This window comes from Candidatus Sulfuricurvum sp. RIFRC-1, from assembly GCF_000310245.1.
In the GTDB taxonomy this organism is placed as follows: Bacteria; Campylobacterota; Campylobacteria; order Campylobacterales; family Sulfurimonadaceae; genus Sulfuricurvum.
Genome location: NC_020505.1, coordinates 454066 through 478223, shown reverse-complemented (window position 1 = coordinate 478223; position 24158 = coordinate 454066). Strand labels below are relative to the sequence as shown.

27 protein-coding genes are annotated in these 24158 nt (G+C 43.5%); 8 read left to right on the top strand and 19 right to left on the bottom strand.

Annotation, left to right across the window (positions count from 1 at the left end; all coding sequences use genetic code 11):
• Positions 1 to 39: 39 nt before the first annotated feature.
• From waaA to B649_RS02515, 5 genes are read right to left on the bottom strand one after another with little or no spacing between them, the layout of a single operon-like run.
• Positions 40 to 1197 (bottom strand): lipid IV(A) 3-deoxy-D-manno-octulosonic acid transferase, encoded by a 1158-nt coding sequence (gene waaA / locus B649_RS02535; RefSeq protein WP_015652934.1) that lies wholly within the window; start codon positions 1195 to 1197, stop codon positions 40 to 42.
• Positions 1190 to 1912 carry a zinc ribbon domain-containing protein gene (locus B649_RS02530; protein ID WP_015652933.1) on the bottom strand — a complete coding sequence of 241 codons (723 nt, stop codon included), beginning with the start codon at positions 1910 to 1912 and terminating at the stop codon, positions 1190 to 1192. The genes waaA and B649_RS02530 overlap by 8 nt, the downstream gene beginning before the upstream one ends.
• Positions 1913 to 1951: 39 nt before the next feature.
• The gene (locus tag B649_RS02525; protein ID WP_015652932.1) at positions 1952 to 2674 is read right to left on the bottom strand and encodes a Nif3-like dinuclear metal center hexameric protein; all 723 of its coding nucleotides are present in this window, start codon (positions 2672 to 2674) and stop codon (positions 1952 to 1954) included.
• On the bottom strand, positions 2671 to 3411 hold the full coding sequence (locus B649_RS02520) for an NYN domain-containing protein (protein WP_015652931.1): 741 nt from the start codon (positions 3409 to 3411) through the stop codon (positions 2671 to 2673). The genes B649_RS02525 and B649_RS02520 overlap by 4 nt, the downstream gene beginning before the upstream one ends.
• Positions 3408 to 3992: a tetratricopeptide repeat protein gene (locus B649_RS02515; protein ID WP_015652930.1), complete on the bottom strand. Its 585-nt coding sequence runs from the start codon at positions 3990 to 3992 to the stop codon at positions 3408 to 3410. The genes B649_RS02520 and B649_RS02515 overlap by 4 nt, the downstream gene beginning before the upstream one ends.
• Positions 3993 to 4072: 80 nt before the next feature.
• Between B649_RS02515 and B649_RS02510 the strand changes: the two genes are divergently transcribed.
• The 5 genes from B649_RS02510 to B649_RS02490 are packed head-to-tail and all read left to right on the top strand — an operon-like array spanning position 4073 to position 9029.
• Positions 4073 to 6172, top strand: a complete 2100-nt coding sequence (locus tag B649_RS02510; protein ID WP_015652929.1) for an RNA degradosome polyphosphate kinase — start codon at positions 4073 to 4075, stop codon at positions 6170 to 6172.
• A 14-nt stretch (positions 6173 to 6186) separates the two neighbouring features.
• Positions 6187 to 6723: a gamma carbonic anhydrase family protein gene (locus tag B649_RS02505; protein ID WP_015652928.1), complete on the top strand. Its 537-nt coding sequence runs from the start codon at positions 6187 to 6189 to the stop codon at positions 6721 to 6723.
• The gene (locus B649_RS02500; protein ID WP_015652927.1) at positions 6716 to 7333 is read left to right on the top strand and encodes a TRIC cation channel family protein; all 618 of its coding nucleotides are present in this window, start codon (positions 6716 to 6718) and stop codon (positions 7331 to 7333) included. The genes B649_RS02505 and B649_RS02500 overlap by 8 nt, the downstream gene beginning before the upstream one ends.
• A gap of 2 nt (positions 7334 to 7335) precedes the next feature.
• The gene (gene mtgA, locus B649_RS02495) at positions 7336 to 8220 is read left to right on the top strand and encodes a monofunctional biosynthetic peptidoglycan transglycosylase (RefSeq protein WP_015652926.1); all 885 of its coding nucleotides are present in this window, start codon (positions 7336 to 7338) and stop codon (positions 8218 to 8220) included.
• A 41-nt stretch (positions 8221 to 8261) separates the two neighbouring features.
• Complete coding sequence (locus tag B649_RS02490) at positions 8262 to 9029, top strand: carbonic anhydrase (RefSeq protein ID WP_015652925.1); 768 nt, start codon at positions 8262 to 8264, stop codon at positions 9027 to 9029.
• 146 nt (positions 9030 to 9175) lie between these two features.
• On the opposite strand, the gene B649_RS02485 is transcribed toward B649_RS02490, so the two are convergent.
• A complete protein-coding gene (locus tag B649_RS02485) occupies positions 9176 to 10240 on the bottom strand; it encodes a type I restriction endonuclease (RefSeq protein WP_015652924.1) in 1065 nt (354 codons plus the stop codon).
• A 164-nt stretch (positions 10241 to 10404) separates the two neighbouring features.
• On the opposite strand from B649_RS02485, the gene B649_RS02480 reads away from it, so the two are divergent.
• A complete protein-coding gene (locus B649_RS02480) occupies positions 10405 to 10602 on the top strand; it encodes a hypothetical protein (RefSeq protein WP_015652923.1) in 198 nt (65 codons plus the stop codon).
• A 221-nt stretch (positions 10603 to 10823) separates the two neighbouring features.
• On the opposite strand, the gene B649_RS02475 is transcribed toward B649_RS02480, so the two are convergent.
• The 11 genes from B649_RS02475 to aroQ form a co-directional block, all read right to left on the bottom strand.
• A complete protein-coding gene (locus B649_RS02475) occupies positions 10824 to 12050 on the bottom strand; it encodes an MFS transporter (protein WP_015652922.1) in 1227 nt (408 codons plus the stop codon).
• A gap of 124 nt (positions 12051 to 12174) precedes the next feature.
• On the bottom strand, positions 12175 to 13194 hold the full coding sequence (mnmA, locus tag B649_RS02470; protein WP_015652921.1) for a tRNA 2-thiouridine(34) synthase MnmA: 1020 nt from the start codon (positions 13192 to 13194) through the stop codon (positions 12175 to 12177).
• On the bottom strand, positions 13194 to 13979 hold the full coding sequence (locus tag B649_RS02465) for a TIGR00730 family Rossman fold protein (RefSeq protein WP_015652920.1): 786 nt from the start codon (positions 13977 to 13979) through the stop codon (positions 13194 to 13196). The genes mnmA and B649_RS02465 overlap by 1 nt, the downstream gene beginning before the upstream one ends.
• Positions 13980 to 13981: 2 nt before the next feature.
• Positions 13982 to 14842 (bottom strand): flagellar motor switch protein FliY, encoded by an 861-nt coding sequence (gene fliY, locus B649_RS02460; RefSeq protein WP_015652919.1) that lies wholly within the window; start codon positions 14840 to 14842, stop codon positions 13982 to 13984.
• Positions 14835 to 15932, bottom strand: coding sequence for a flagellar motor switch protein FliM (fliM, locus tag B649_RS02455; protein ID WP_015652918.1), 1098 nt, complete (start codon positions 15930 to 15932; stop codon positions 14835 to 14837). Before fliM ends, fliY begins: the two co-directional genes overlap by 8 nt.
• Entirely contained in the window at positions 15932 to 16624 is a 693-nt protein-coding gene (locus B649_RS02450; protein WP_015652917.1) for an RNA polymerase sigma factor FliA, read from the bottom strand. The genes fliM and B649_RS02450 overlap by 1 nt, the downstream gene beginning before the upstream one ends.
• A complete protein-coding gene (locus B649_RS02445; RefSeq protein ID WP_015652916.1) occupies positions 16621 to 16938 on the bottom strand; it encodes a hypothetical protein in 318 nt (105 codons plus the stop codon). Before B649_RS02445 ends, B649_RS02450 begins: the two co-directional genes overlap by 4 nt.
• 66 nt (positions 16939 to 17004) lie before the next feature.
• Positions 17005 to 17877 (bottom strand): MinD/ParA family protein, encoded by an 873-nt coding sequence (locus B649_RS02440; protein ID WP_015652915.1) that lies wholly within the window; start codon positions 17875 to 17877, stop codon positions 17005 to 17007.
• On the bottom strand, positions 17874 to 19139 hold the full coding sequence (gene flhF / locus B649_RS02435) for a flagellar biosynthesis protein FlhF (protein WP_015652914.1): 1266 nt from the start codon (positions 19137 to 19139) through the stop codon (positions 17874 to 17876). Before flhF ends, B649_RS02440 begins: the two co-directional genes overlap by 4 nt.
• Before the next feature lie 19 nt (positions 19140 to 19158).
• A complete protein-coding gene (gene folK, locus B649_RS02430) occupies positions 19159 to 19644 on the bottom strand; it encodes a 2-amino-4-hydroxy-6-hydroxymethyldihydropteridine diphosphokinase (protein WP_015652913.1) in 486 nt (161 codons plus the stop codon).
• A 3-nt stretch (positions 19645 to 19647) separates the two neighbouring features.
• Entirely contained in the window at positions 19648 to 20124 is a 477-nt protein-coding gene (gene aroQ / locus B649_RS02425; RefSeq protein WP_015652912.1) for a type II 3-dehydroquinate dehydratase, read from the bottom strand.
• A 163-nt stretch (positions 20125 to 20287) separates the two neighbouring features.
• Between aroQ and B649_RS02420 the strand changes: the two genes are divergently transcribed.
• Both B649_RS02420 and sppA read left to right on the top strand, forming a co-directional pair.
• On the top strand, positions 20288 to 21499 hold the full coding sequence (locus B649_RS02420; protein WP_015652911.1) for an aminofutalosine deaminase family hydrolase: 1212 nt from the start codon (positions 20288 to 20290) through the stop codon (positions 21497 to 21499).
• A complete protein-coding gene (gene sppA / locus B649_RS02415; RefSeq protein WP_015652910.1) occupies positions 21496 to 22368 on the top strand; it encodes a signal peptide peptidase SppA in 873 nt (290 codons plus the stop codon). The genes B649_RS02420 and sppA overlap by 4 nt, the downstream gene beginning before the upstream one ends.
• Positions 22369 to 22420: 52 nt before the next feature.
• Here sppA and B649_RS02410 read toward each other — a convergent pair whose 3' ends face one another.
• Together B649_RS02410 and B649_RS02405 are read right to left on the bottom strand one after the other, a co-directional pair.
• Positions 22421 to 22714, bottom strand: coding sequence for a nucleotidyltransferase domain-containing protein (locus tag B649_RS02410; protein ID WP_015652909.1), 294 nt, complete (start codon positions 22712 to 22714; stop codon positions 22421 to 22423).
• 106 nt (positions 22715 to 22820) lie between these two features.
• Positions 22821 to 24149, bottom strand: a complete 1329-nt coding sequence (locus tag B649_RS02405; protein WP_015652908.1) for a hypothetical protein — start codon at positions 24147 to 24149, stop codon at positions 22821 to 22823.
• Positions 24150 to 24158 lie beyond the last annotated feature (9 nt).

Here is a 24158-nt window from a genome sequence, read left to right as displayed (position 1 = left end):
TCGGGTAGAACTCCCCTCACACTAAAACTATCCTAATCTTTATTGTAAATATTCAACGACTTTTTCCAAATCAACACTTCCGTTGATCTGTGAAGGTGGTAATTCTTCCGCATGCTTTAATCCTTCCAAGACCCCCTCCAATGATACAAACTGCACATGAGAGACATATTTAAACAGCTCACGCTGCAAAAATATCTGCTCACCGCTAATAATCTTGCATCCGAAATGGGCAGGTTCAAGTGGGTTATGCCCCCCGATAGGAGCAAATGCACCTCCTACAATAGCAATATCACTGATAGCGTAGAGGTTGTTTAGTTCCCCCATTGCATCGATGAGGGTAATATCCGTGTCCATCATTTGCGATTCGCTCCAGCGCGAAAAACTCATCGCAGGTGCCGTTTTAGAAATCAGCTCACCCACTTTGACAAACCGCTCAGGATGGCGCGGAACCACAAGCAATTTTGCAGAGGGATTATGGTCACGATAAGCGATAAATCCTCGGAGTATCCCCTCTTCCTCCCCTTCATGGGTACTCGCCGCTACGATCAGTGTCCCCTCAGGCTTCGGATAGAGTTTTGTCGCTTCGATCTTTTGGGCGAGTTTAATATTCCCCACCACTTCAACATTTCGTGCACCCAAAGCGATAAAGCGGGCCATATCTTCACTGCTTTGGCAAAAAATACGATCACATTGGGAGAGCAAAATTCGGTAAAACCACCGCATTCGATAATATTTCGGAAAGCTCCGATCACTGATACGGGCATTAAGAGCAATGACACGAGCACCTCTTGTACGGGCTAAACGAAACAACAAATACCAAAACTCCGCTTCCAATATCACCACTGTTTTGGGTCGTTCAATCCAAAACCATAACCATATCTCATAGGGAAGATAGCGTACCTGTGCGGCGTATTTAGATGCTGCCTCATACCCTGTATGGGTTATGACACTGATCGCAATCTTTTTACCTCTCAATTGCTCCAGTATCGGTGCAATCGCTTTTGCCTCCCCTAATGAGCAGACATGGAACCAAATGTCATGCGGTTGAAAAGAAGGATTTTTAATACCGAAAAAACGTGCAGGAATCGAATCATGATATTTTTTTTTGAATGAAAAAAGGATTAAAAGGGGGAAAGCTACGACGTAAAAAAACGCCGCAACTGCAGTATAAAAAAGGTCGAACGCTACGTTACGCACCGATAGCGTCAGAAGGCTCTAAAAATAAAATACGTCCGCAGTGAGGACACATTGTGATCTCTTCGCCTTTGATAACGTCCGAGTAAACTTTGTCACTGATTGCCATATAACAACCCATGCACGCTTGGTTACGAACGGGAACAGCTGTCGTATTTTTTGCCCATCGGCGGATTTTTTGGTAAAACGATAACCCTTTTTGGTTCATCGCGCCGACCAATGTCTCTTTACGTCCGAATACTTCTTTGCGCTCTTCATCGATACGTGCTAATTTAACATCGACATCGGCTTTTACGGTTGTGAGAGTGCTTTCGATTTCTGAGGCTTTATTTTCGAGTTCATCGATTTTGCCTTGTTTGTGATCGATCAATTTTTCCAAACGTTCGATCTCTTCATTTGCAAAGCTTACTTGCTCTTTTGCAATCTCTTCTTCGAGTTGAAGTGATTTCATTTCGCGTTCAGTTTTAACTTCACCGCTTTTACGGCTATTTTCTTCAAGTTTTGCTGAGAGTTCCGCGAGATGAAGCTCATTTTTGTGCTTTTTGATCTGTTCGTCTTTGATCTCTTGCTTAAGCGCATTGATTTCGCTGATGATACTGTTTTTAGTCGCTAGAAGTGCATCATACTGAAGATTAGCTTCTTCGATTTGCGGTTCAAACGCATCGATCTCTTTGTCAACATGAGAGAGCTCGATTAATTGTTCAAGGTGTTTGTTCATACGGTTCCTTTTGGAGTTACACGATTACCTAATTTTAGCTCAAAGATAGGTGAAGGGGTTCTTAGATGGTGAAATTATAACACTCAATCCTAATTTTTCCAAATACCCCCCTAAAACCTCGCCAAAATAGCGCTCGCTCTCATAGTGTCCGATGTCAATCATCGATAATCCGAGCGCCTTAGCCTCCATTGCATCATGGTATTTGATATCCCCGGTCAAAAAACACTCGGCTTCAATATTACGCATCAATGAGGCACCTGAACCCGTCACTAAAGCACAGGTTCGTATATATTCATGACATTTTACCCCTCGGGTATTGGGAAGTCCCAATGCCATTTTAATTTTGGCGGCAAACGTTTCATACGACTCATCCACTCCCAGATACGCTACGAACCCCTCTTTGGCGATAATGGGGTAACCCAAAACTTCCGTTGCAACGTAGTCATTAAGGTGAGTTTGGTCGAAATTGGTGTGCATCGCGATATTGGTGATATTTTTTCGGATCATTGGAGCCACGATCTTTGCCGGATATTGGTTAAATTGAAGCTGTTTGAGTCCGCCGAAAATGATCGGATGGTGCGTAATCAAAAGGGCATTTTCGGGGATTGATGCAATCAACTCCTCATCTATGTCGATACTGAGTACCACATGAGTAATCTCTTGGGCAAAATCGCCGACCAGCAGTCCTGAATTATCCCACCCCTCTTGCAATGCAAACGGAGAAAGCTCATCGAGGTACGTATAGATCTCTTTCACTCTCATTTTTCATAACTCCTTTTATGCCGCTTGAGGCGAACATGCACCGCCTGTGAGCCCGATAGCGGATCAGAGAACTTAAAGTCAAATTCTCCCAACCCTTCAATCAGATCGAGAAGTTTTTTGTAACCGTAACTGCGAGGATCAAACTCAGGAGATTTGTTAATCAAATTTTGCCCGATAGCTCCCAAATACGACCATCCCGCTTCATTGGTCGTATCTTCAACCGCATTACGAACCAGAGCCAGAAGAGCTTTATTATCCGATTTGATTTTTGCCGTGACTGGTTCTTTATGATTAGCGTCGCGGCGAAGATTTTCGGTATAAATAAATTTATCGCACACGCCGATAAACGCTTTGGGAGTTTTTTGTTCTCCAAACCCGTAAACCTTGATCCCCGATTCACGGATCCGGCTGGCAAGACGGGTGAAATCGCTGTCACTGGAGACGATGCAAAAGCCGTCAAAGTTTTTCGTGTAAAGCAGATCCATCGCATCGATAATCATCGCGCTGTCGGTCGCATTTTTCCCCGTCGTATAGGCAAACTGCTGCATCGGGTGAAGTCCGTGTTCCAAAAGGGCGTTTTTCCACCCCTTGAGTTTGGTATCGGTCCAGTCGCCGTAAATTCGTTTGACACTGGCGATACCGTGCGCCGCAATTTCATCCATAAGCCCCGCAATAATCGAGGGTTGTGAATTATCCGCATCAATCAATACCGCTAAACGTGCTTGATCATCAATCATTGAGCGCTCCCTAACGAAAGGAGTGCTTCACGCGCTTGCGGAAAATCGCTTTGAAGTTCCAATGCACGTTTATACATGATTCTTGCTTCTTCAATTTCGCCCATATCGACCAATAAATTCGCATAATTGTAAAATGTCTGCGCATACTCATCATCAATCTCGATTGCTTTACGGTAATGATCTTGTGCTCGCTCATACGCCATCTCTACTCGGTACAGTGACGCAATCGCATTGTGGGTCAGATCATCGTTCTCATCGAGTTCCAATGAACGCTCATACAATTCGATCCCCTTGATACGGTCTCCGCTTTTTGCAGTGACGAATGCAAGTTTATTTAAAATTTCAGGATTATTCGGCTCAATCTGTGACGCCTCTTCGAGGGCTAATCTCGCAGGTTCGATCTCTCCTTGCTCATACGCGCTATCGGCTTGTTCAACCAAAATCTCCGCCGTCGGGAAATTTGATTCAGCATTTGTTTCAGGACTTTTAGCAGGCTCATCCTCTAACGTTTGGACGTGACGATAGATCTGATATGCGAAAAAAAGTGTCGCCGCAAACATTAAAATTTGAAATGTAGACATAGTGTTCCTTTTTTGTAACGATAAGTATAATATAATCACGTTAAACAATAGACCAAACAAAACCAAAATCGGTAGAAACCATGCCTAACAATTACAAAGATCCAGCACTTTACATCAATCGAGAGCTTTCATGGCTCCAATTTAACACTCGTGTCTTGAAACAGGCACAAGACGAATCTCTTCCACTCTTTGAACGACTGAAATTTTTGGCGATTTACGGAACGAATCTCGATGAATTTTACATGATCCGAATCGCAGGACTAAAAAAACTTTTCAGCGCAGGGGTTAATGTCTCGGGGGCGGATCGATTCACACCTCTACACCAATTACGCGAAATTCGCTCTTATCTGCACAAAGAGCAGCAAGAAGTAGAAGCATGTTTGCTGGGAATTATGGAAAAACTCGAAAAAGAGGGGATCTTTTTTAAATCGTACAAAGAGGTAACGCCGCAACAACAGCAGATACTGGATAAATATTTCAAAGAAAACATCTATCCGGTTATTGTCCCGATCGCCGTCGATGCAACCCATCCGTTTCCGCACTTGAATAACCTCAGTTTCGGGCAAATCGTGAAACTTCGGGACAAAGACGATCCAAGTGTCGAGCGTTACGGTATCATCCGTATTCCACGTGTATTGCCTCGTTTTGTCGATATCGACAACCGTATCTATATTCCGATCGGCAGTGTCGTTTCCGAGCATATCCAAGATCTCTTCCCCGGTTATGAACTCCTCAAATTTTCAGCATTCCGTATCACCCGTAATGCCGATATCGCCATAGAGGAAGAAGAAGCGGACGATTTTATGGAGATCCTCGAAGAGGGGCTGAAACTGCGTAAAAAAGGGGAAATCGTTCGCCTTGAGCTGAGCAATCATGCCGATGATGATCTGCTGAATTTTTTCAACCGCCATGCCAATGTTTTTAAAGATGACATCTACCGGTTCCAGACCTATCTCAACCTCGGTGCCCTCTGGCAGGTGGTCGGAAATAAAGATTTTGCCCATCTCACGAGTCCAAGTTTCAAACCAAGAAACCTTCCGCCGCTCGATTCGGATGAGAGTCTCTATACCATTCTCGACAAACAAGATCTTGTCCTCTTTCACCCGTTTGAGAGTTTTGAACCCATCGTTCGTCTCATCCAAACAGCGGCGAAAGATCCCGATGTCGTTTCTATCCGTATGACACTGTATCGTTCAGGCTCCAAATCGGTCATCGTCCAATCCCTGATTGCAGCGGCCGAATCGGGCAAACAGGTAACCGTTATGGTGGAACTACGAGCCCGTTTTGATGAGGAAAACAACCTCCAATGGGCAAAAGCGTTAGAGAGTGCGGGAGCCCATGTTATCTACGGAATCACCGGATTTAAAGTACACGCAAAAGCGGCTCTCATCACCCGCCGTGTGGATGGAAAACTCAAGCAATACGCCCATCTAGGAACCGGAAACTATAATCCCTCGACCGCAACTGTCTATACCGACATCAGCTACATGACCAGCAACGATGCCATCACCTATGATATGACCCGATTTTTCCACTTTTTGACCGGATTCAGTAAAAAAGGGAAACTGAACGAGCTCTACATGGCACCGACTCAGATCAAGCCGAAAATCCTTTCTCTGATTCACAATGAAACCCGTATGGGAAGCGAGGGGGTTATCATCGCAAAAATGAATGCCCTCGTAGATGAAGACATCATCCGCGCCCTCTACAAAGCATCCCAAGCGGGAGTCAAAATCCAACTGATTATCCGTGGTGTCTGTTGTTTGCGCCCCGGAGTAGAGGGGATGAGTGACAACATCCGTGTTATCTCCATTATCGGAAAATACCTCGAACATGCCCGAATTTTTTATTTTAAACACTCAACGCCACAGACCTATATTTCCAGTGCCGATTGGATGCCGCGAAATCTTCTCCGCCGTATCGAACTTTTGACTCCGATTTCAGGGGAAGAAGCGTCCAACAAACTGATTCAGATTTTGCAATTGCAATCCTCTGACAATGTACTGGCCCATGAGCTTCAACGCGATGGGACATATACCAAGGTAGCGAATGACGGACATAATCTGATCGACAGCCACGGAATCGTTGAAACCCATACCAACAAAGTGTATAATTCGGTCAAAAAACAGACTCCAAATTACGTGCAGCAACTCACAACACGATTATTTAAAGAGAGTTAATCAAGGATATATTTATGATCGGAAATTATCTACATTATGCCCCCGAAATGAAGGAGCGCGTTTGGATTGCCGACTCCGCCGATGTGATCGGACGAGTATCGATGGGAGAAGACGTCAGCATCTGGTTCGGATGCGTTGTGCGCGGTGACGTCCACACTATCTCTATCGGTGATCGAAGCAATATCCAAGACCTGAGTATGGTGCATGTTACCCATCACAAGCGTGAGGATATGAGCGATGGTTATCCAACCATTATCGGCAATGATGTCACGGTAGGGCACCGTGTCATGCTGCACGGCTGTACAATCGAAGATGCCTGTCTGATCGGGATGAGCGCAACCATACTCGACGGTGCGGTGATCGGTAAAGAATCCATCGTCGGTGCCGGAGCGCTGGTGACCAAAAATAAAGTATTTCCTCCACGATCACTCATTATGGGAAGCCCTGCGAAAGTAGTTCGTGAGCTCACCGATGACGAAGTTGCCGAACTGTACGCTTCAGCACACCGTTACGTCAGCTTCAAAGAAAACTACCGCGCACCCAATGTTTGATCTTGTCGTTGCCGCCGATATTCTCGGAATTGTTGCCTTTGCGCTGAGCGGCTTTTTGGTCGGAGTGCGGAACAATCTCGATTTGCTCGGGCTGATTATCTCTGCCTCTCTCACAGCACTTGGCGGCGGGGTTGTGCGGGATGTTATCTTGGGACGAACCCCTTTTGCATTTAACGAATACTATCCTGCTATCACCGTTATCCTAACGATTCTCCTTGCCTTTGCCTTTCGCCTTTACCGTCGTGAACAATTGGAGCGGCAATGGCTTTTTATCATCTCCGACACGATCGGTCTTGTCGCCTTTAGTATCACCGGGGCCTTACTTGCCATCGAAGTGGAGTTTAATTTTTTCGGTGTCATGATCCTGAGCTTTCTCACCGCTGTTGGAGGGGGAGTATTACGCGATACGATGATCAATCAAGTCCCCTCGGTCCTTATCAGCGATTTTTACGGCTCTATTGCCATAATTGTTTCGATTTTACTCTTGGTTTTAGTCCAAATGGATATGATCAATACATGGGGTGTTGCGAGTGTTGCAACCTTTGCAATCTTTTTGCGCCTTTTGGCTTATGCCAAACAATGGCACCTACCTAAACTTAATATGGATTAATGATGTCAAAACTTAAATTGCTTTTTTACCTTCTCCTTCTCGGAGGAATCATCGATATCGGTCGCTACTTTATCTATCCGAATATTTCCGATTTAAAAGAGATCAAACCCATCCCTACCGCTTTTATGGAGTACCGCCAAGAAGAGTGGGCTGAACAAAACCGTGATATGGAGATCACCCACAAATGGGTCCCCATGACAAAAATATCTCCCAATGTTATCAAAGCCGTTCTCATCGGTGAAGATGATAAGTTTTGGAACCATGACGGGTTTGATGTCAAGGGGATGGAAGATGCGATAGAACGAAGTCTTAAAAAAGGTTCCGTTGCCGGGGGAAGTACGATCAGCCAACAGCTCTCTAAAAATCTCTACCTCTCTCCGAGCAAAAATCCGGTACGCAAAGTCAAAGAAGCCATCATTACGTGGCGCATTGAAAACACTCTCTCCAAACGGCGTATTTTGGAGATTTATCTCAACGTTGCCGAATGGGGAGACGGGATTTTCGGGATCGAAGCGGCGGCTCGTCATTATTATCATAAAAGTGCAAAAAATCTAACCGGACGAGAAGCGGCACGCCTTGCGGCAGTATTGCCTAACCCGATTAAATACAACCCTACGGGAAGCCAAAAATACGTTAAAAACCGAGCCCGTATCATCTATAAAATAATGAAACGCAGAGGAATAGTCATACCTCAATACCAAGAGGTAATGTCACCACCGAAAACAGAAGAAACACTCGAGGGCTCTTCCGAAAATAACGACAGTATCACGGAACTCTTCGGAGAGAACGTTGCTCCAAGCGAAGAGTCTAACCCTTTTGAACAAACATCCAATCTCCCTTCAGATAATGAAGTAGGAGCAGAGGGGAATGGTTCACTAACGTTTTGATTTTATGGTACACTACCTCACTATTTTAGGAGGTTTTTTTCATGAATAAACGGACGTTTCTTAAATTTTTCGCACTCGCATCCGGTGGAGCAATTTTAGCTCCTAATGCCACTTTTGCATCCGACGCTCACCACGCTGCACCCAGTGCCGGAGAGCTTCAAGAGATGGCAAAAAAGATGTTTGCCGAAGTTGTCTCTCAAAATGATTATTACGTCAACAAAAAAGGGGCTGCCTTTTTTCAACATTTCAAAGATTCCCAACACCCTCGCGCTACCGTCATCGGATGTTCAGATTCCCGTTTTCAAAGTGACGCACTCGATGCCAGTGCAGAAAATGATCTTTTTATTATCCGTAACATTGGCAATCAATTCAGTTCCAACATGGGAAGTGTCGAATACGGTGTCCGTCATCTTAACACCCCTTTATTGATCGTTGTAGGACATTCACGTTGTGGTGCGGTCAAAGCAGCGATGAGCGATTACTCATCCATCGAATCCAACATCGTTAAAGAACTCGATTCAATAGCCCTCGCTATTCGCAAAACTTCCCTTATGGGGACAGAAGAGGCAAAATGGCTCGCTGCCGTTCAGAGTAACGTTCATCAGCAAATCATGTACGCCCAAAAAGAGTTTAAACCCGAAGTTGAAAGCGGTAAATTGACGATTATCGGCATAGTATATGATTTAGCGAACGATTTTAACAACGGCTACGGTCGTCTCAAAGTGGTGAATATCAACGGAGAAACCAACCCTGAAAAAATCATGGAGTTTCCTCTGATGAAATCACTCTTTAAGCCGGTACACGTCTAAATCGTCATTCCCGCGTAGGCGGGAATCTAGCTATAAATTTTGCTTCTCAATTTTTGATGGTATAATTTTTTTGCTAGTATCACCTTTCATACGTTCAATGGAGCGGCAAGATTAAGGGCGAGGGAGTAATTACCCTCCGACTTTTTTTATTCTTTTCCTACCAACCGTTTTTCAAGTGCTTCTTTAAGCTGAATTTTCAGCCCATAAATATCTTCAACTTTATCAATATTAATTTTATTTTCCGATCCTTTTTCATCCCCTGGAAATGCTATTGCTTTTTGTTTTCCATTAAAGTATAAACGACAAAGCCATTTTGTCACTTTGCCTTGATACATGATGGTGAAATAGTTAACAGTATCTTTAAATGTAATATTTACCATATCTGTCGAATCTCCAAGTAGAGCTTTCACAATGTAGTAGCCTTCTAACTCTTCATCTGTAGTGACAATTTGATTTTTATCCTCTTGAACTGTTAGATCATCTAAAGGTAAATCAATTTGTAGGTTTGTTTGCAGTGCATTAATTTTATCGCTTGCCATATCATGTAAAACTTCTGCAAATGATTTTTTTATATATCCTCTAAACTCATCTATAATCGCGGCAGTCATCATCTTATCTGTCAGTTTCCGTGCAAAAAATTTAACAAATTCATCTGATGGCGATTCTGTTTCTATCTTAAACACTGCTTGAATTTCTCGATGATATTTTTTTGCACTTGCCATGCTCAATATCAAATCAACATCTAAGTTGTCACGTGCAAATTTTTCAAGTTCTTTAATGTCACGATCTCGTAAATTATCAAGATTAATTACAAGAAATGGCATCTTATCCATACGATTTGTCTCTTCCATATCTGAAAAGAATCGATACTCTATCCCATTAGTCAATATCGCAAATTTTGAATCTGTAACGTTGAAATATCGAATTAGCTGATTATTATGATTATCTAACTTTTCCGTATGATTTTTAGCTTCAATGACAATAATTGGCTTTCCATCACGAAGAATCGCATAATCAACTTTCTCCCCTTTTTTAGTTCCAATATCTGCTGTAAATTCAGGAACTATAACGGTTGGATCAAATACATCGTAGCCTAATGCACTCAAAAAAGGCATGATAAATGAATGTTTTGTCGCTTCTTCCGTTAAAATCTTGTCTTTCAAGTTTTTGATACGTTCTGCTAATTGTTTTAATCTAATGTCAAGTTCCATGAATTTCCTTTAAAATAAAAACAAATATATTTACTTCAATCGCCTATTTTTAGAAAAATATTTGCCAATGTTAATAATTATAGCAAAATATTATCTATAATAATAGATAAAAAGATAATATTTTTCGAATTTTATTTGTAGATTTGTTCTAATAGAATTTTTTTATGAAACTGACGCAACAAGATATGGCACGTATTTTAGATATCACTACAGCTACCCTCCGAAATTGGCGAAAAGATAAACCAAACCTCTACAAAATCGTCATGCAAGGCTTCGCTGTAGAGGATGCAAAAAATACTCTTCGTGAAAGTATTGAAAAGTTAGAAAGTGCGGGGGAAAGTACAAAGGGGGCCAAGGGGTAAAACCCCTCGGCTATACTCAATTGAGCATAGGTGCAAAAATGCACATAAGCAGTAGTGTAAGTATCAGCTTATCCATAAAGACCCCCTCATTGTAGTTTTTGGAGGGCAAAAAAAAAGGCCGAGAGTTTCGAACCTCCCGACCTTACTTTACCGCTCCATTAACTACAATGAAAAAGTGATACTTACAAAGAAAATTATATCATATTTTTAACCAAATAAATTTAACCCTTTATCCGTCTAAGAACAATCCATCCGACCAACGATGTTACGGCGATCAAATACGCCGGAGCATACGGGTCACCGCTTAGTTTCTCCAGCGATGTCATCAAAGCAGGGGTAATTCCCCCCACTATCCCTGCGGCACTTCCCAAAATTACTGCCGTGAAGGATGCCCGGTATCCATGATATTTGAGCGCTGTAACGGTCGTTGCAAAAATTGGTGCCTGAAAAGCGCATAACAAGATAACCATAACGATCGTTCCCGCTAACGATGCCCAATACCCGCCGATACTCATCCCTACCATCAGCGGATAAATCCCTATCGCAAGCCCTAATGCCGCGATCCGCATCACACGTAGCGAACCGATCCGATCAGCAACCATCGCCATCAACGGAATAAAAACAACCCCTACGAGAATTGAGAAAGTATTGATTTGCCCTGCTTCCGCCTTACTGAGTCCCGCACTTCCCTGAAGCCATATAGGGAGATAGACAAACACCGTGTAATAAAAAATCCATATCGATGACGCGACGGTGAGAAATCGCCAAAATTCAGAACGATGATGTCGTAAAATCGCGACAATCGGAACGGTTTTATCTTCGCTCGGCTGATACTCATCGGTTAAATTACGGCGCAGATACAATCCTGCTGCCGCTATAACGATACTTGCCCAAAAGGGGATTCTCCATCCCCAATCCCCCATTGCATCTTCACCTAGATACCACAGCAATGCTCCGCATAATCCTGAGCCCAATGCCATACCGATCTTTGCACCAACAGAGACAAAAGAGCCGTAGAGATTTTGACGGTTTGGGGAAGATTGTTCAACGAGGTAGACAATAGAGCTGGCGTATTCACCGCCGACCGATAGCCCCTGGATCATCCGCAGTGCAACAAGAAGAATCGGAGCCATCATCCCGATTTGCGCATAGGTCGGCAAAAAACCGATCAAAAAGGTCGGAAGGGCCATGAGAACAAGTGAACTCATCAGAGCAAAGCGGCGACCGATACGATCTCCGATGTGACCGAAGACCAATGCTCCGACGGGACGCATAATCATCCCTGCGGCAAATGCGCCAAAAGAGCCTAAAAGGGAGAGAAAAGGATCATCAGAGGGGAAAAAGAGGTTCCCCATCATAACCGCTAAAAAACCGATAAGGGCAAAATCATAATACTCGATGACATTGCCGATAATCCCAGCGGCGATGATTTTCTTTTTAGATTTCATATTCACCTTTCTCTAATACCGTTCGCCCTGAGCTTGTCGAAGGGTGATAAGTTCATGGTTCGACAAAACAAGGGTACCGCTCGCAAAGCGATGTTTCCTTGAGCTCACCACGAACGATTGATTGCTAAATTATCCACCCGCCGCCAAGCAATTTTTCTCCGTCGTAAAAAACACCCGCTTGTCCTGAGGCAACGCCCAAAACCGGTTCGTGCAGTTCAACAACTGCATGATCGCCGTCAATTTTAACCGAACAGCGTACTGCCGTAGTACGGTAGCGGAGTTTCACATCACATTCAAATTCCGTGCGGGAATCAAACATATTGACCCGTTCCAATTCGACACTGCGGCACTCTAAATCTTCACGTGTCCCTACAACAATCTGATTGGTTTGCGGTTTGATCTCTACCACGAAATGGGGATCATGCGCTCCGTTTACAGTAAACCCTTTGCGTTTACCGATCGTGTAATGCATATACCCTTTATGCTTACCGACCACTTTGCCTTCCATATCGAGGACATCCCCTTCCTGATCGACAGGAACATAAGGTTTTAAAACATCCATATAGGTCGTTTCGACAAAACAGATTTCGCTCGATTCACCCTGAGAGGCAAATGATTCCAATCCTTCGACACTCGCGGCGTAAGCTTTGATATCACTTTTGTGACGCTCGCCCAGTGGAAAAATCAATCGCGGCACTAACGCAGGATCGATGTAAAAGAGAAAATAGCTTTGATCTTTTGTATCATCCTGAGCCTGAAGCAAATATTGCCCGTCATGTCGGATATAGTGTCCCGTTGCAACATAATCAGCACCGATACTATCAGCAAATGCCACCATCGCACCGAATTTGATATTACGGTTACACAGAGCACACGGGTTTGGCGTTTTTCCCTCTTTATAGGTTTCGATAAACGGAGTAAAAACTTTTGCATTGAACTGCTCTTGAAGATCAAGAATATGGAGTTTAACCCCGGCAAAATCGGCCGCTTTCTGTGCACGTACCTGATGAATTTCATGATAACCGGGCTTGGAGTGGAGTTTCATGTAAACTCCTTCCACTTCATATCCCTGCTCTTTTAGCAACAATGTCGAAACGGTCGAATCAACGCCGCCGCTCATCCCAATTAAGACTTTCTTAGCCATTAAAGAGTACTCCCCTCACATATCGGTCTGTTTTCAAAATACGAAGAAAGAACCTTGTAATACTTCGTATCGTCCAAACCTTCTTTCTCCAATGTTGCCATTTGTGCAACCAATGATTTTTCAATCTCTTTAACAACCAAATCCAAATCATCCGTCAGAGTCATTAAACGCAAATCTTTGGAATCAATCATCCCTTCCGCAAGCATTTTATCCTGAATAAACTGCATAAGCGGAGCATAAAATTCCGTTCCGATAACAAATAACCGGACTCCCCAAACTTTTCGAGTCTGAATCAGAGTCAAAGCTTCAAACATCTCATCGAGAGTGCCAAAACCTCCCGGAAAAATGACGTACGCCATCGAATATTTAACCAGCATGACTTTACGGGAAAAGAAATAGTCAAAACTGCGTCCCTTTGTAATATAGGGGTTAGGCTGCTGTTCTGCCGGAAGTTCGATATTTAAGCCGATCGATTCAACGTCTTCAAAATCATACGCACCACGATTGGCCGCTTCCATGATACCCGGACCGCCACCCGTGATGATGTTATAACCCCGTTCTGCGAGCATCCCCGATAAGCTCATCGCCTGTTGGTAATAGGGGTGATTTTCATCCACGCGCGCACTGCCGAAAATTGTTACAGAAGGGCCTAAATCCCCGAGTTCATCAAATCCCTGAACAAAGTCGGCAATAATTTTAAACACACTCCAGACATCGGCGGATTTAATATCTTTGACGTAACGACTACTCGGGTACTCTTTTTTTTTGCCATTTCTGTGCGCCATGATTACCCTTTAAGTTTATTCAGACGATCACGTTTCGTTCCGATCGAGGTGATTTGAACACCAAAATTTCCATCCACGATCACCACTTCCCCTTGAGCAATCACATGATCATCCACCAAAATATCGAGCGGATCATTGGCCAGTTGATTCAGTTCGATAACTGAGCCGATATCCATACTAAGGACATCTTTAAGGAGCATTTTTTTCTTTCCGATACGAACACGGACCGGAAGTTTGACATCCATGATCAAAGAGATATTTTTCATCTCTCCCTCTTCCAATTTTACCGAAGGCTCGCTTGAGGGTTCATCAAATATGCTCCCGGTTGGAGCAAGTGCAGCAGGAGCTTTAACACCGCCCAAAGCCCCGTTCACACCTGAATCGATTGCAAACATCATTAACGAGTTAATCTCGCCCAATGCAAACGTGAAAACAAACATTTTGGCATACGCATCGAGATTTACCTCACCGTTTTCAGTAATAAACTCCGCTTTTTCCGGTTTAATGGTGAACTTCGGAAGCTCTTTTTGTGACCCAAGAGTCGTACTCATAGCACCGACAATATTGGAAACGATCTCTTTGGCCGCATCCATATCTTCATCGGACATGGTATCTTGAGCTGTCCCTTCGCCACCGAGCATCATATCACCCAATGCCGTTGCGAGCTGTGGAGGCATCATGATCAGCCCTCGCCCCGATGCTTCACCACTAAAACTCACTTGAATGAGCGCAATAGGAGGAATAACATTGGAGACGATTGAGATATCTTCAGCCTCTTTGAGGACGATTTTAGGGGTCTGTCCCGTCAGCCCCTCAATAGTAGCAATAGCCTCATTTGCGAATACTCCGGCAAAATCACTCATCTTCATCCTCCTCATCTGCTAATGGCCCTCGAATCATCTCTTTGACCCCGCTAATCCGTGCTTTTCGTCTCACTTCAAACTCTTTAAGCGCCCGTTTTACGGCATCTTTTTCGGTATCGATGAGAGATGTGATTTGGATCGATTTTCGAAATCGTCGCAGCCCCATTTGGCCTACAAAACGCTCTTTTCCATCGACACTGACGTTTACAACATCATCCGCCGGAATATTGAGCCGTATTATATCTCCCTCACCTAATTCAAGCAACTCATGCAGCGTTAACTCTGCTTCCCCAAGGTTCACTTCAACATTCACGTGAGCACCGCCCAAAAGGACTTGGAGTTCTTGATTACGGCTTTTTTTCGAACTGGTTTCATTCAGCATCAAATCACGGCTGGCAAGTTTCGGCAATACCGGTTCCAACGCGATAACGGGATAACAGATGTTCATCATTCCCGAACTGTGTCCGATGATGATCTCCATTACGACCATTACAACAATCTCATTTTGAGCAACGATTTGAACAACATTGGGGCTTGATTCTTTTGATTCGACCTGAGGATACAAATCGGTTACGGGTGCCCATGCTTCACGCAATGTCCCCATCATTACCCGCAAGATTGTTTCAAAAAGGGAGAGTTCGATATCGGAAAATTCACGGTTAGCTTCGAAAGGCTCACCCTTTCCGCCGAGAATACGGTCCAACATCGGAAATGCGATAGAGGGGTTGATCTCTAAAACACCGTTCCCCTCCAGCGGTTTCATCGAAAAAACGTTGAAGCTGGTCGGGTTTGGGAGCGACATTAAAAACTCCCCATAGGTCATCTGATCGACGGAGTGGAGCTGAATCTCGACAATGGAGCGCATAATCGCTGAAATCTGTGATGCGATGGAGCGGGCCATCTTGTCATGAATCCCTCTGAAGGCACGAAGCTGTTCTTTAGAGACGCGGTTAGGACGTTTAAAATCATAAAGGGTAATTTGACGCTGAGAGAACAGCCCCTCATCACCCGATTCTAATACACCATCTCCCTCATCATCGACAACGTCCAAGAGGGCATCAATCTCTTCTTGTGATAGAATATCAGCCATTATCGCCCTCCTACTGCATCTTTAATTCGTCGAATAACCGATTTATGGATTTGTGAAATACGCGATTCGGTGATATTGACGATTTCACTGATCTCTTTAAGCGTCAACTCTTCAAAATAATAGAGTTGAATGATAATCTGCTCACGTTCTTCAAAGCTCATCAAAACATGTTGAATCGCTTCCACCAAATCATCATGTTCTATCCTCTCCAGCATTCCGCACTCTTCCGGAGTACCCAGCTGATCATCCAATGGCATCACGGTATAAATATCCGAAGCAATCCGTGCTTCATGGATTTTTTCAACTTCGATTCCTAAAATTTTTGAGAGTTCTTCATCGCTGGGTTCATCGTCATGATCCGCCATATACACTTCGATAGCACTGTCAATTTCTTTGATAAGACGACGGCTTGAACGGCTTACCGTATCGAGTGAACGAAGATAATCGAGCATTGCCCCATACACTCTCGTTTTAGCATATCCCCAGAATGAATCATTTTGCAATTCATCATAACGGCGCGCTAATTTGACCAACTCTTCCGTTCCGATCGCACATAAATCCATGTAGTCAATCGAGCTTGGCAAACGCTCTTTGAGACGAAACGACATCGCTTTCACGGCAGGAAGATATTGGAGGGCAAGCTGATCTTCACGATGTTTCAACTCTTGCGTATAAACATTTGCGCCGCTCATCCTCGCCCTTTCTCGTCTAACAAATCGGCTTTATGGGTATAAAATGCATCGATAAATTGTTCACGTTTATTGATTTCACGGACAAAGAAATCGAGATTATGTTCATGCGATACTTTAGGAAACGGATGGGTTTTAACTCCAAGTGTCTGAAAGAAAAATCCAACACATAAATGGGCAAAAAGATAAAAAAATACCGTTATCAGGAGTACAAATCCCAGAAAACTCTCCGCAGAACTTGATTTAAGTACCCCAAAAACAATACCGATGAAAAAACCTTGTACCGTTAAAAAAGAGACAAAATTCGAACCCCGCATATAGTTTTATCCTTGTTTCAGTAATTTTATACAAAAAAACGATTGCCGTCATTCCCATATTTGGGATTAAAAGTGCTCCATTAAACGCTTAAACAGTCCGCCTAACCCGCTCTCTTTGGGATCTACCAGCACATTTCGTTCCAGTTTTTTTGCGATACGCTTAACGATCTGCTCTAATTCTGTTGTCGGTGTGGCCGTCGGAAAATCACGGCTAAACAGAGCCCTTTTTTTGACACTGTTCGAAATTTTAGGATCACTCGAAACCTGCCCTAAATAATTAAGCTGTAATGAACCTCCGATATTTGCCTGTGCTACTTTATGGATTTTCTCAAACAAAGATTCCGCTTCTTTGGGCGAGCGCACCTGATTCATAATAACATTGATCTCATCTCTGAGGCGTGAAGTCACCTTAATTGTTGCATACGCATCGGTAATCGCCGCCGGATCAGGCACCGTCACAACGATAACATCATCGCAGGCTCGTAAAAAGAGCTGAATATGTTCTCCGATTCCGGCACCCGTATCGATAATCATCACATCCAAATCATCCAAAACATTGGCCTGATCCATAAACCGCTCGAATAATCCCCCGGAGGCGTATTTAAAAATCTCCTGACCGCTCTCTCCCGGGATAAGAACAAGATTTTTCTCAATCGGAACCAAGATGTCTTCAACGGTTGCTTCCCCTTTGAGGACATGGAGAATATTTTTTTGAATTTTTACGTTGAACATAACATCGAGATTCGCTAATCCGATATCCGCATCGAAAATTCCCACTTTCAGCCCGTACTTTGCCATGATATACGCCATATTAGAGCTGATGGTACTTTTACCGACACCGCCTTTACCGCTGGTAATCGCGATAAAACGGGTTTTTTTGCCCTTTGTATTTCGGTTTTGATTCACCAGGGCTTCAAGTTTAGAGGCTTGATGGCTCATAAATTTTCACCTTTACCGAATCCGTTCATCAAACATTCGACTAAAAAATCGCTCGTAGCTACCACTAAATCTTCAGGAACTTCCTGCCCAACTGAGAAATAGCTGATCGGCACTTTGGTCTCATAAACGAGAGAGAAAATATTTCCAAATCCTCTCGTCTCATCGAGTTTGGTAAACATCATCGTATCGATCCCAAGCGGAGCGAAATTGTCATAGGTTGCTTTGAGATCTTCGTATTTGATCGAGCTTGGCATAACCAAAACGACATCTACGCTGTAATCCGTCTCGTTACCCCGCAGACACTCATATATCTTTTCGATTTTCCCTTTGTCATAGGGGGATGACCCCATCGTATCAATCAATATATAGTCACTGTAGCGCAACGCATTAAGAGCACTGGAGAATTCCGGCGGATCGACCACCGTCTCAATCCCCAGTTTCATCATTCGAGCATACTGCATCAGCTGCTCAACCGCACCGATACGATACGTATCGAGGACTACAAGACCCACTTTGTATTTTTTCTCTAAGAGATACGAAAAACGTGCCGCAAGTTTCGCGATCGAAGTCGTTTTTCCTACCCCCGTAGGACCTACGAGCATAATCACTTTTTTCCCGCCATTTTTCGGTGAAGTCTCAAGTCGAACAGGGATCATTTTGCGCATCAATACTTGAAAATAGCGCTTAACAGTTGAAGAACTTTCCCGCATTTTCGAAGGCATATGCTCCAACGTCAGCTGCATAATCTCATCAAGATGATTTTGATCCATCCCGCTTTGTTGGGCAAGACGGTAAATCTCGGCAAATTCTGGAGGGATAGGAGCCGATGTTTTCGGAGATTTTTCATCCCAAAACATGTTTTGGATCAGTTTAACTTTGTCGCCGAGTTTTTCGATCTCCTCTTTGATCCGCTTCAGATCTTCACTCTCAGCAGCAGGAGCTTGGCGGGCAGGTCGCTGCTCTTCTTCGGTCACTTCGGCTATTTTGGAGATTTGTTTGGCGGCTTCGGAGATATTGTAAAGAACATCACTGCTTTTTTGTGCCAATGGACGCTGTTTCATCAACGGTTCTTCGATTTTAGCTCGCGGTTTGGGAAGAGAGTCCTCTTCAATCCCTACGACAATCTCATACAAAGCACTTTTGCCCAGTGATTTTTTCTGTACTTCACGTGTCTCGATCAGCATCGCTTCTTCGCCAACCTCCAATTGCGCTTTTTTAAGCGCTTCAGCAGGGGTGGCACCGCTAAATGTCAAGATTTTCATAGTGTCTCCGTATGCTCTCTCAAGCCAAACTTCCAAGAGGAATCGTCACACTGGAGCGTTCACTCCAATGAGGATGGGGGATAGATAACTCTTTCGTATTCATCACACGATTTTCAAAGAATAGTATATCCAAGTCCAACGTCCTCGGCGCATTCGCAAAACTGCGACGACGCCCAAAACGTTTCTCTATCCGCCATACCAAACGCAACAATGCTTTTGGTTCTAATGACGTTCCGATTTCGATAACCGTATTGTCAAAATCACCCTGATCGTAATATCCGAAAGGGGGATTTCGCAATATCACCCCGCTTCGGATTCTACAAATCTGCGGTAATTTCCCCAAATAGTGCCAAAGATGATTCATCCGGCGCCGCGTATCTCCGATGTTTCCCCCAACGCCTAAAACGACGCGATAGCGATATCCCGGAGCCTTTTGAAGCGATTTAGGAAAATTGTGATCCACATAAATGCGATGGCTCTCATCCAGAATACGGCAGAGCGGCATAATTTACTCTTCTACCGTGCCTTGCTGTGCTTGACGCATTGCATTGATTTCACTCAAAATTTGCATCATCCCCACCATTGCCAAATGGTATCCGAACGGACCAAAACCGATCACCGAAGAGGTACATACCGGAGCGGTCATACTTTTTTGACGGAACTCTTCACGGCGATAGATGTTGCTGATATGAACTTCAATGGTCGGAAGATTGACCGCACTGATCGCATCACGAATCGCGATAGAGGTATGCGTGTAAGCAGCCGGGTTAATAATAATCCCATCCGCATCACCGTAACACTCTTGGATACGGTCAACAATTTCACCCTCTAAATTGCTTTGATAAAACTCGATCTCTACACCGTTTTGAGTTGCGACCTCTTTCATCTGTGCATGGATTTGCTCTAAACGCATCGGTCCGTATACTTGTTGTTCACGTACACCGAGCATATTGAGGTTTGGCCCTTGGATAACGACTATTTTCATTGATTAAACCTTGATTTCTGTTTTAGGGATAGATTATAAGGGGTTCTATATTATAAGGAACTAAATCGCTTAAATCTTATGCGCGTTCCATCCCTCTAAAGGGAGATTTCTCATCCGTTAGGTATACTTTATTTTTATAAAAAATTAGAATGAAAGAGCTCTTGTGCAAATTTTCCTCTCTGACGCACTTTTTTCCGACGGAACGATTCTCCGAGATCACGGTATCGTATTTAATAAAACTATTGTAGAAGTCGCCCCTAGCGACGATTTACGTTCACGTTACGGCGCACAATGTACAGAGTTGGGAGAGGGATCGATTCTTGTTCCCGGACTCATCAATTCGCACGTACATCTAGAGTTCAGCGCCAACCGATCTACCCTAAAGTACGGAGAGTTTATGCCATGGCTCTCCAGCGTTATCGCCGCGCGTGATGAACTAATCAACGAGTGTGATGATGAATGTACATCCAAAGCTATCGAAATGATGCTCTCCAACGGCATTACGGCATTCGGTGCGGTGAGTTCGTACGGTTTTGATTTGGAACCGTGTGTTAAAGCCCCTCAAAAAGTGGTCTTTTTCAACGAGCTCATCGGCTCCGATCCCATGATGGCGGATGCACTCTATGCCAATTTTCAAGAGCGCCTGTTTACTTCCCAAGAGAGTATGAGAGAAGGATTTTATCCCTCTGTTGCCATCCACTCCCCCTACTCCGTCCATCGGATTTTGATCCAAAAAGCGCTCAAATATGCTCGTGAAAAAAACCTGCGGGTTACGGCACATTTTATGGAAAGCCCAGCCGAGCGTGAATGGCTCGATTCTAACAGCGGAGCGTTTGCACCATTTTTCCAAAATTTTCTCAAACAAACCCAAGCCGCCAATACGGCTGAGGAATTTTTGAGTTATTTTCGTGACACACCTACCCTCTTTACCCATGCTATCCAAGCCTCAGATAAAGAGTTATCCGCCATCTCCGAGGGGAATCATTCCATCATCCATTGCCCCATTTCCAACCGACTCCTCGGAAACGGCGTACTCGATCTGAAATCTCTATCCGATCAAAACATCCGCTTTGTCTGCGGAACCGACGGTCTGAGCTCCAACTATACCCTTGATCTGTTCGAAGAGATGAAAATAGCCCTTTTTATCCATCCGAAAGATGATCTTCTCACCTTGGCACATCAGCTATGGCTGGGGGTCACCTCCTATGCGGCGGAAGCATTGCGTCTCAATTGTGGTAAAATCATGTCTGATTACGATGCTGATTTTCTTGTTATGCGGATAAACTATCCTATCAATGAGCAATTACCGATTCATCTCATCAATCAGCCTCGCGTCATCGAATCGGTCTATATCCAAGGGGAGAAAATACAATGATGGAAATTATCAAAAAAATCGGCTCGTGTCTCGCAACGGGTCTGCGATTTATCCAAGGACATTTTAAAGCGACCGTTTTGGTTTTGTTTGTCCTATGGCTCATTCTCCCCTCAGGAGATGAGGGGATAACCCCCCATAATCTCCAAAAAATCACCCTTACGGGACCCATTTTGGATGCGACAACGATTGTCGAACAACTCGATGAAGCACGTGAAAACGAGGATATCAAAGGGGTAATGTTCAGTATCGACTCTCCCGGCGGAGCCGTTGCCCCCTCGGTTGAAATCGCTTATGCCATCAAGCGCCTTAGTGAAACTAAACCCACTGTTGTTTACGCGGCAGGGATCATGGCAAGCGGCGGCTATTACTCCGCTATCTGGGGTAATGAAATCATCGCCAATCCGGGCAGTATGATCGGCTCAATCGGTGTCATTATGCAAGGGGCCGATCTCTCGGAACTGATGGAAAAAGTGGGGGTCAAAACCCAAGTTGTCCATGCCGGAACCTACAAACAGGTGGGTACCTTTGATCGCAAATGGAGCGACGAAGAGCGAGCAGAACTCGACAAAGTAATCGGCGGAACCTATGAACTGTTTGTCGGAGATGTAGCACGCGCACGAGGACTCCCTCTCAACAAAAGCAGTGAGTACGCAGATGCTCACATTTTCACCGCCGCTCAAGCACAAAAAGTGGGTCTCGTTGATTCTATAGGGGTTGAATTTGATGCTAAAAAGCGTGTAGAAGCTCTCTCTAAAGTAGCTGAGCCTATCTGGAATAAAGAAGATCCGATGGATAAATTTTTCAAACGGTTCGCCGCAGAGGGGGCGAGTTTAGCTCATATGTATTTCCCGCCCGTATCGTTACAATAATTTTCTCTCTATTCCCGATTTTTCGGGAATCAAACTATTTTATATCCAATCCCTAGACATAAATTATGTCCTTATAAATATAAGGCTTTAACTCGCTTTTGATCGTTTCGGCTCTGACTAAATCGACTTTGTGATTGAGATATTTCTCAAGATCAGCCAAATATTTGAGATATTTAAACATCGAAAAAGTTTTTCCTTTTTCGATCTCATAGACAATATCGACATCACTATCACTCTTCTCTTCACCACGTGAAAAACTGCCGAACAATCCGACAAGGATCAAGCCGTCTTGTTGATAACGAGGCTTTAGTGTTTTGAGTATTTCAAGAATTTCGTTTTTGCTCATCTCATTCAATCGTATTGATTTTATAGTGATATTGTACACTTAAAATGAAGGAATAGGAAAAACTCACTTTTGTTCATGCAGAACTTTCTCCTTGCATCTCACATCATTATTTATCAGAAACTACCTCTCTAGGCATTGCTCCAAAATTCAACCCTTGAAGAACATTCATCCTCAACCAGTTATTGAATGGATATATAATACTTTCCATACGTATAATCCACTCTGCTCCTAAAGCCAATGTTGTCCCATTTTTTTCTTTAATGCCTTCTGAAAGGATTTGATACGGCTTACTTTCAATAACTGGATTAGAAAAAATAAACATTATCACAGAGACTACTATTACACCTATCAGCATTCGTACAAATCCAGTCCATAAAGTTACCCAACTTTCCATTATAAGTGCACCACTTTTCATAAAATGCCCAAGACCTCCCAATAATGAGAAAAATAAAGCAACCGCAGGAACGAAAACTCTTTTAGCCGCTGATTCACCCAACTCTTCATGCTTACCTTCTGGGGCAAATTCCTTTGCATCGGAATTCAAGCGTGAAAGTTCTTTATCTACAAAGTATTCTAACACTCGATTATAAATATATTTTTCACTCTCTTCATGGATATACACCAACGGAAAAGTCATCTTATTATTTGTTATATTCAAAGTTTCTCTGATATGTTGTTGTGTACCTTTTTGTTTAAAAAACCACTCAAAAGAAAGGTTCGTTGGAATTGAGCGGCCCAATTGACGACTTAATGATTTATCTGCTTGTCTATATATCTTGTTACTGACAGCAGTATTAAATGAACTTCTATCACTAGGATTCCAGCCGTATGGCAAAATCAACCCATGATCTTTTTTTAATCTTGCTCGAATTTTATCGTGCATATATTCTGGTACATTGTCGGGATCATAGCCCGTTTTAGAACGTACAGCTGAAACATGGCGTTTCCAAGCTTTGCTTTGCTGTTTTTTAATGCTACTTGACGAAGTTTCACTTTGGTAACTTTCTACCATTGCATTGTATTTGTTTTGAGATTCTTCGACTATTTTTGCCCAAACATTATTATGGAAAGCCTGAGAATCACCAATACACCCTTCCTCACCTGCTTCACACGATCGTGTTAGTTGCGACTTTACAAATAAGGGTGTAAGTTTTTCAATATCTTTATCAATATTCTCTTTGTATAAAGCAAGTGCAGGAAACAACGCAACGAATGATTTCGCTGAAGCAGAATCCATTCCTCCATCTCCATACTTTTGATTGGCAATATCAACATCACCTGAAGCGATTTGAGGAGCCGCAATTGCTAAAACTACAGCTTGCTTACGTTCTTCATCGCTTAAACGGTCAATTAAAGACCTAACAATACTTTCTTGAATTTGATACATCAAAACAAATGAAAATATAAAGTGGAATGACCCCAAAACAGTAGACACTTTTTTATT

Coding starts and splice junctions, on each gene's coding strand:
- B649_RS02465 (WP_015652920.1), bottom strand. CDS start 13,979: ATGGCGCACAGAAATGGCAAAAAAAAAGAGTACCCGAGTAGTCGTTAC.
- B649_RS02510 (WP_015652929.1), top strand. CDS start 4,073: ATGCCTAACAATTACAAAGATCCAGCACTTTACATCAATCGAGAGCTT.
- B649_RS02445 (WP_015652916.1), bottom strand. CDS start 16,938: ATGCGGGGTTCGAATTTTGTCTCTTTTTTAACGGTACAAGGTTTTTTC.
- flhF (WP_015652914.1), bottom strand. CDS start 19,139: ATGAAAATCTTGACATTTAGCGGTGCCACCCCTGCTGAAGCGCTTAAA.
- B649_RS02490 (WP_015652925.1), top strand. CDS start 8,262: ATGAATAAACGGACGTTTCTTAAATTTTTCGCACTCGCATCCGGTGGA.
- B649_RS02530 (WP_015652933.1), bottom strand. CDS start 1,912: ATGAACAAACACCTTGAACAATTAATCGAGCTCTCTCATGTTGACAAA.
- B649_RS02500 (WP_015652927.1), top strand. CDS start 6,716: ATGTTTGATCTTGTCGTTGCCGCCGATATTCTCGGAATTGTTGCCTTT.
- folK (WP_015652913.1), bottom strand. CDS start 19,644: ATGCCGCTCTGCCGTATTCTGGATGAGAGCCATCGCATTTATGTGGAT.
- B649_RS02475 (WP_015652922.1), bottom strand. CDS start 12,050: ATGAAATCTAAAAAGAAAATCATCGCCGCTGGGATTATCGGCAATGTC.
- B649_RS02525 (WP_015652932.1), bottom strand. CDS start 2,674: ATGAGAGTGAAAGAGATCTATACGTACCTCGATGAGCTTTCTCCGTTT.
- fliM (WP_015652918.1), bottom strand. CDS start 15,932: ATGGCTGATATTCTATCACAAGAAGAGATTGATGCCCTCTTGGACGTT.
- B649_RS02440 (WP_015652915.1), bottom strand. CDS start 17,877: ATGAGCCATCAAGCCTCTAAACTTGAAGCCCTGGTGAATCAAAACCGA.
- fliY (WP_015652919.1), bottom strand. CDS start 14,842: ATGAGTGATTTTGCCGGAGTATTCGCAAATGAGGCTATTGCTACTATT.
- B649_RS02505 (WP_015652928.1), top strand. CDS start 6,187: ATGATCGGAAATTATCTACATTATGCCCCCGAAATGAAGGAGCGCGTT.
- B649_RS02450 (WP_015652917.1), bottom strand. CDS start 16,624: ATGAGCGGCGCAAATGTTTATACGCAAGAGTTGAAACATCGTGAAGAT.
- B649_RS02515 (WP_015652930.1), bottom strand. CDS start 3,992: ATGTCTACATTTCAAATTTTAATGTTTGCGGCGACACTTTTTTTCGCA.
- sppA (WP_015652910.1), top strand. CDS start 21,496: ATGATGGAAATTATCAAAAAAATCGGCTCGTGTCTCGCAACGGGTCTG.
- B649_RS02480 (WP_015652923.1), top strand. CDS start 10,405: ATGAAACTGACGCAACAAGATATGGCACGTATTTTAGATATCACTACA.
- aroQ (WP_015652912.1), bottom strand. CDS start 20,124: ATGAAAATAGTCGTTATCCAAGGGCCAAACCTCAATATGCTCGGTGTA.
- mnmA (WP_015652921.1), bottom strand. CDS start 13,194: ATGGCTAAGAAAGTCTTAATTGGGATGAGCGGCGGCGTTGATTCGACC.
- B649_RS02520 (WP_015652931.1), bottom strand. CDS start 3,411: ATGATTGATGATCAAGCACGTTTAGCGGTATTGATTGATGCGGATAAT.
- B649_RS02485 (WP_015652924.1), bottom strand. CDS start 10,240: ATGGAACTTGACATTAGATTAAAACAATTAGCAGAACGTATCAAAAAC.
- mtgA (WP_015652926.1), top strand. CDS start 7,336: ATGTCAAAACTTAAATTGCTTTTTTACCTTCTCCTTCTCGGAGGAATC.
- B649_RS02410 (WP_015652909.1), bottom strand. CDS start 22,714: ATGAGCAAAAACGAAATTCTTGAAATACTCAAAACACTAAAGCCTCGT.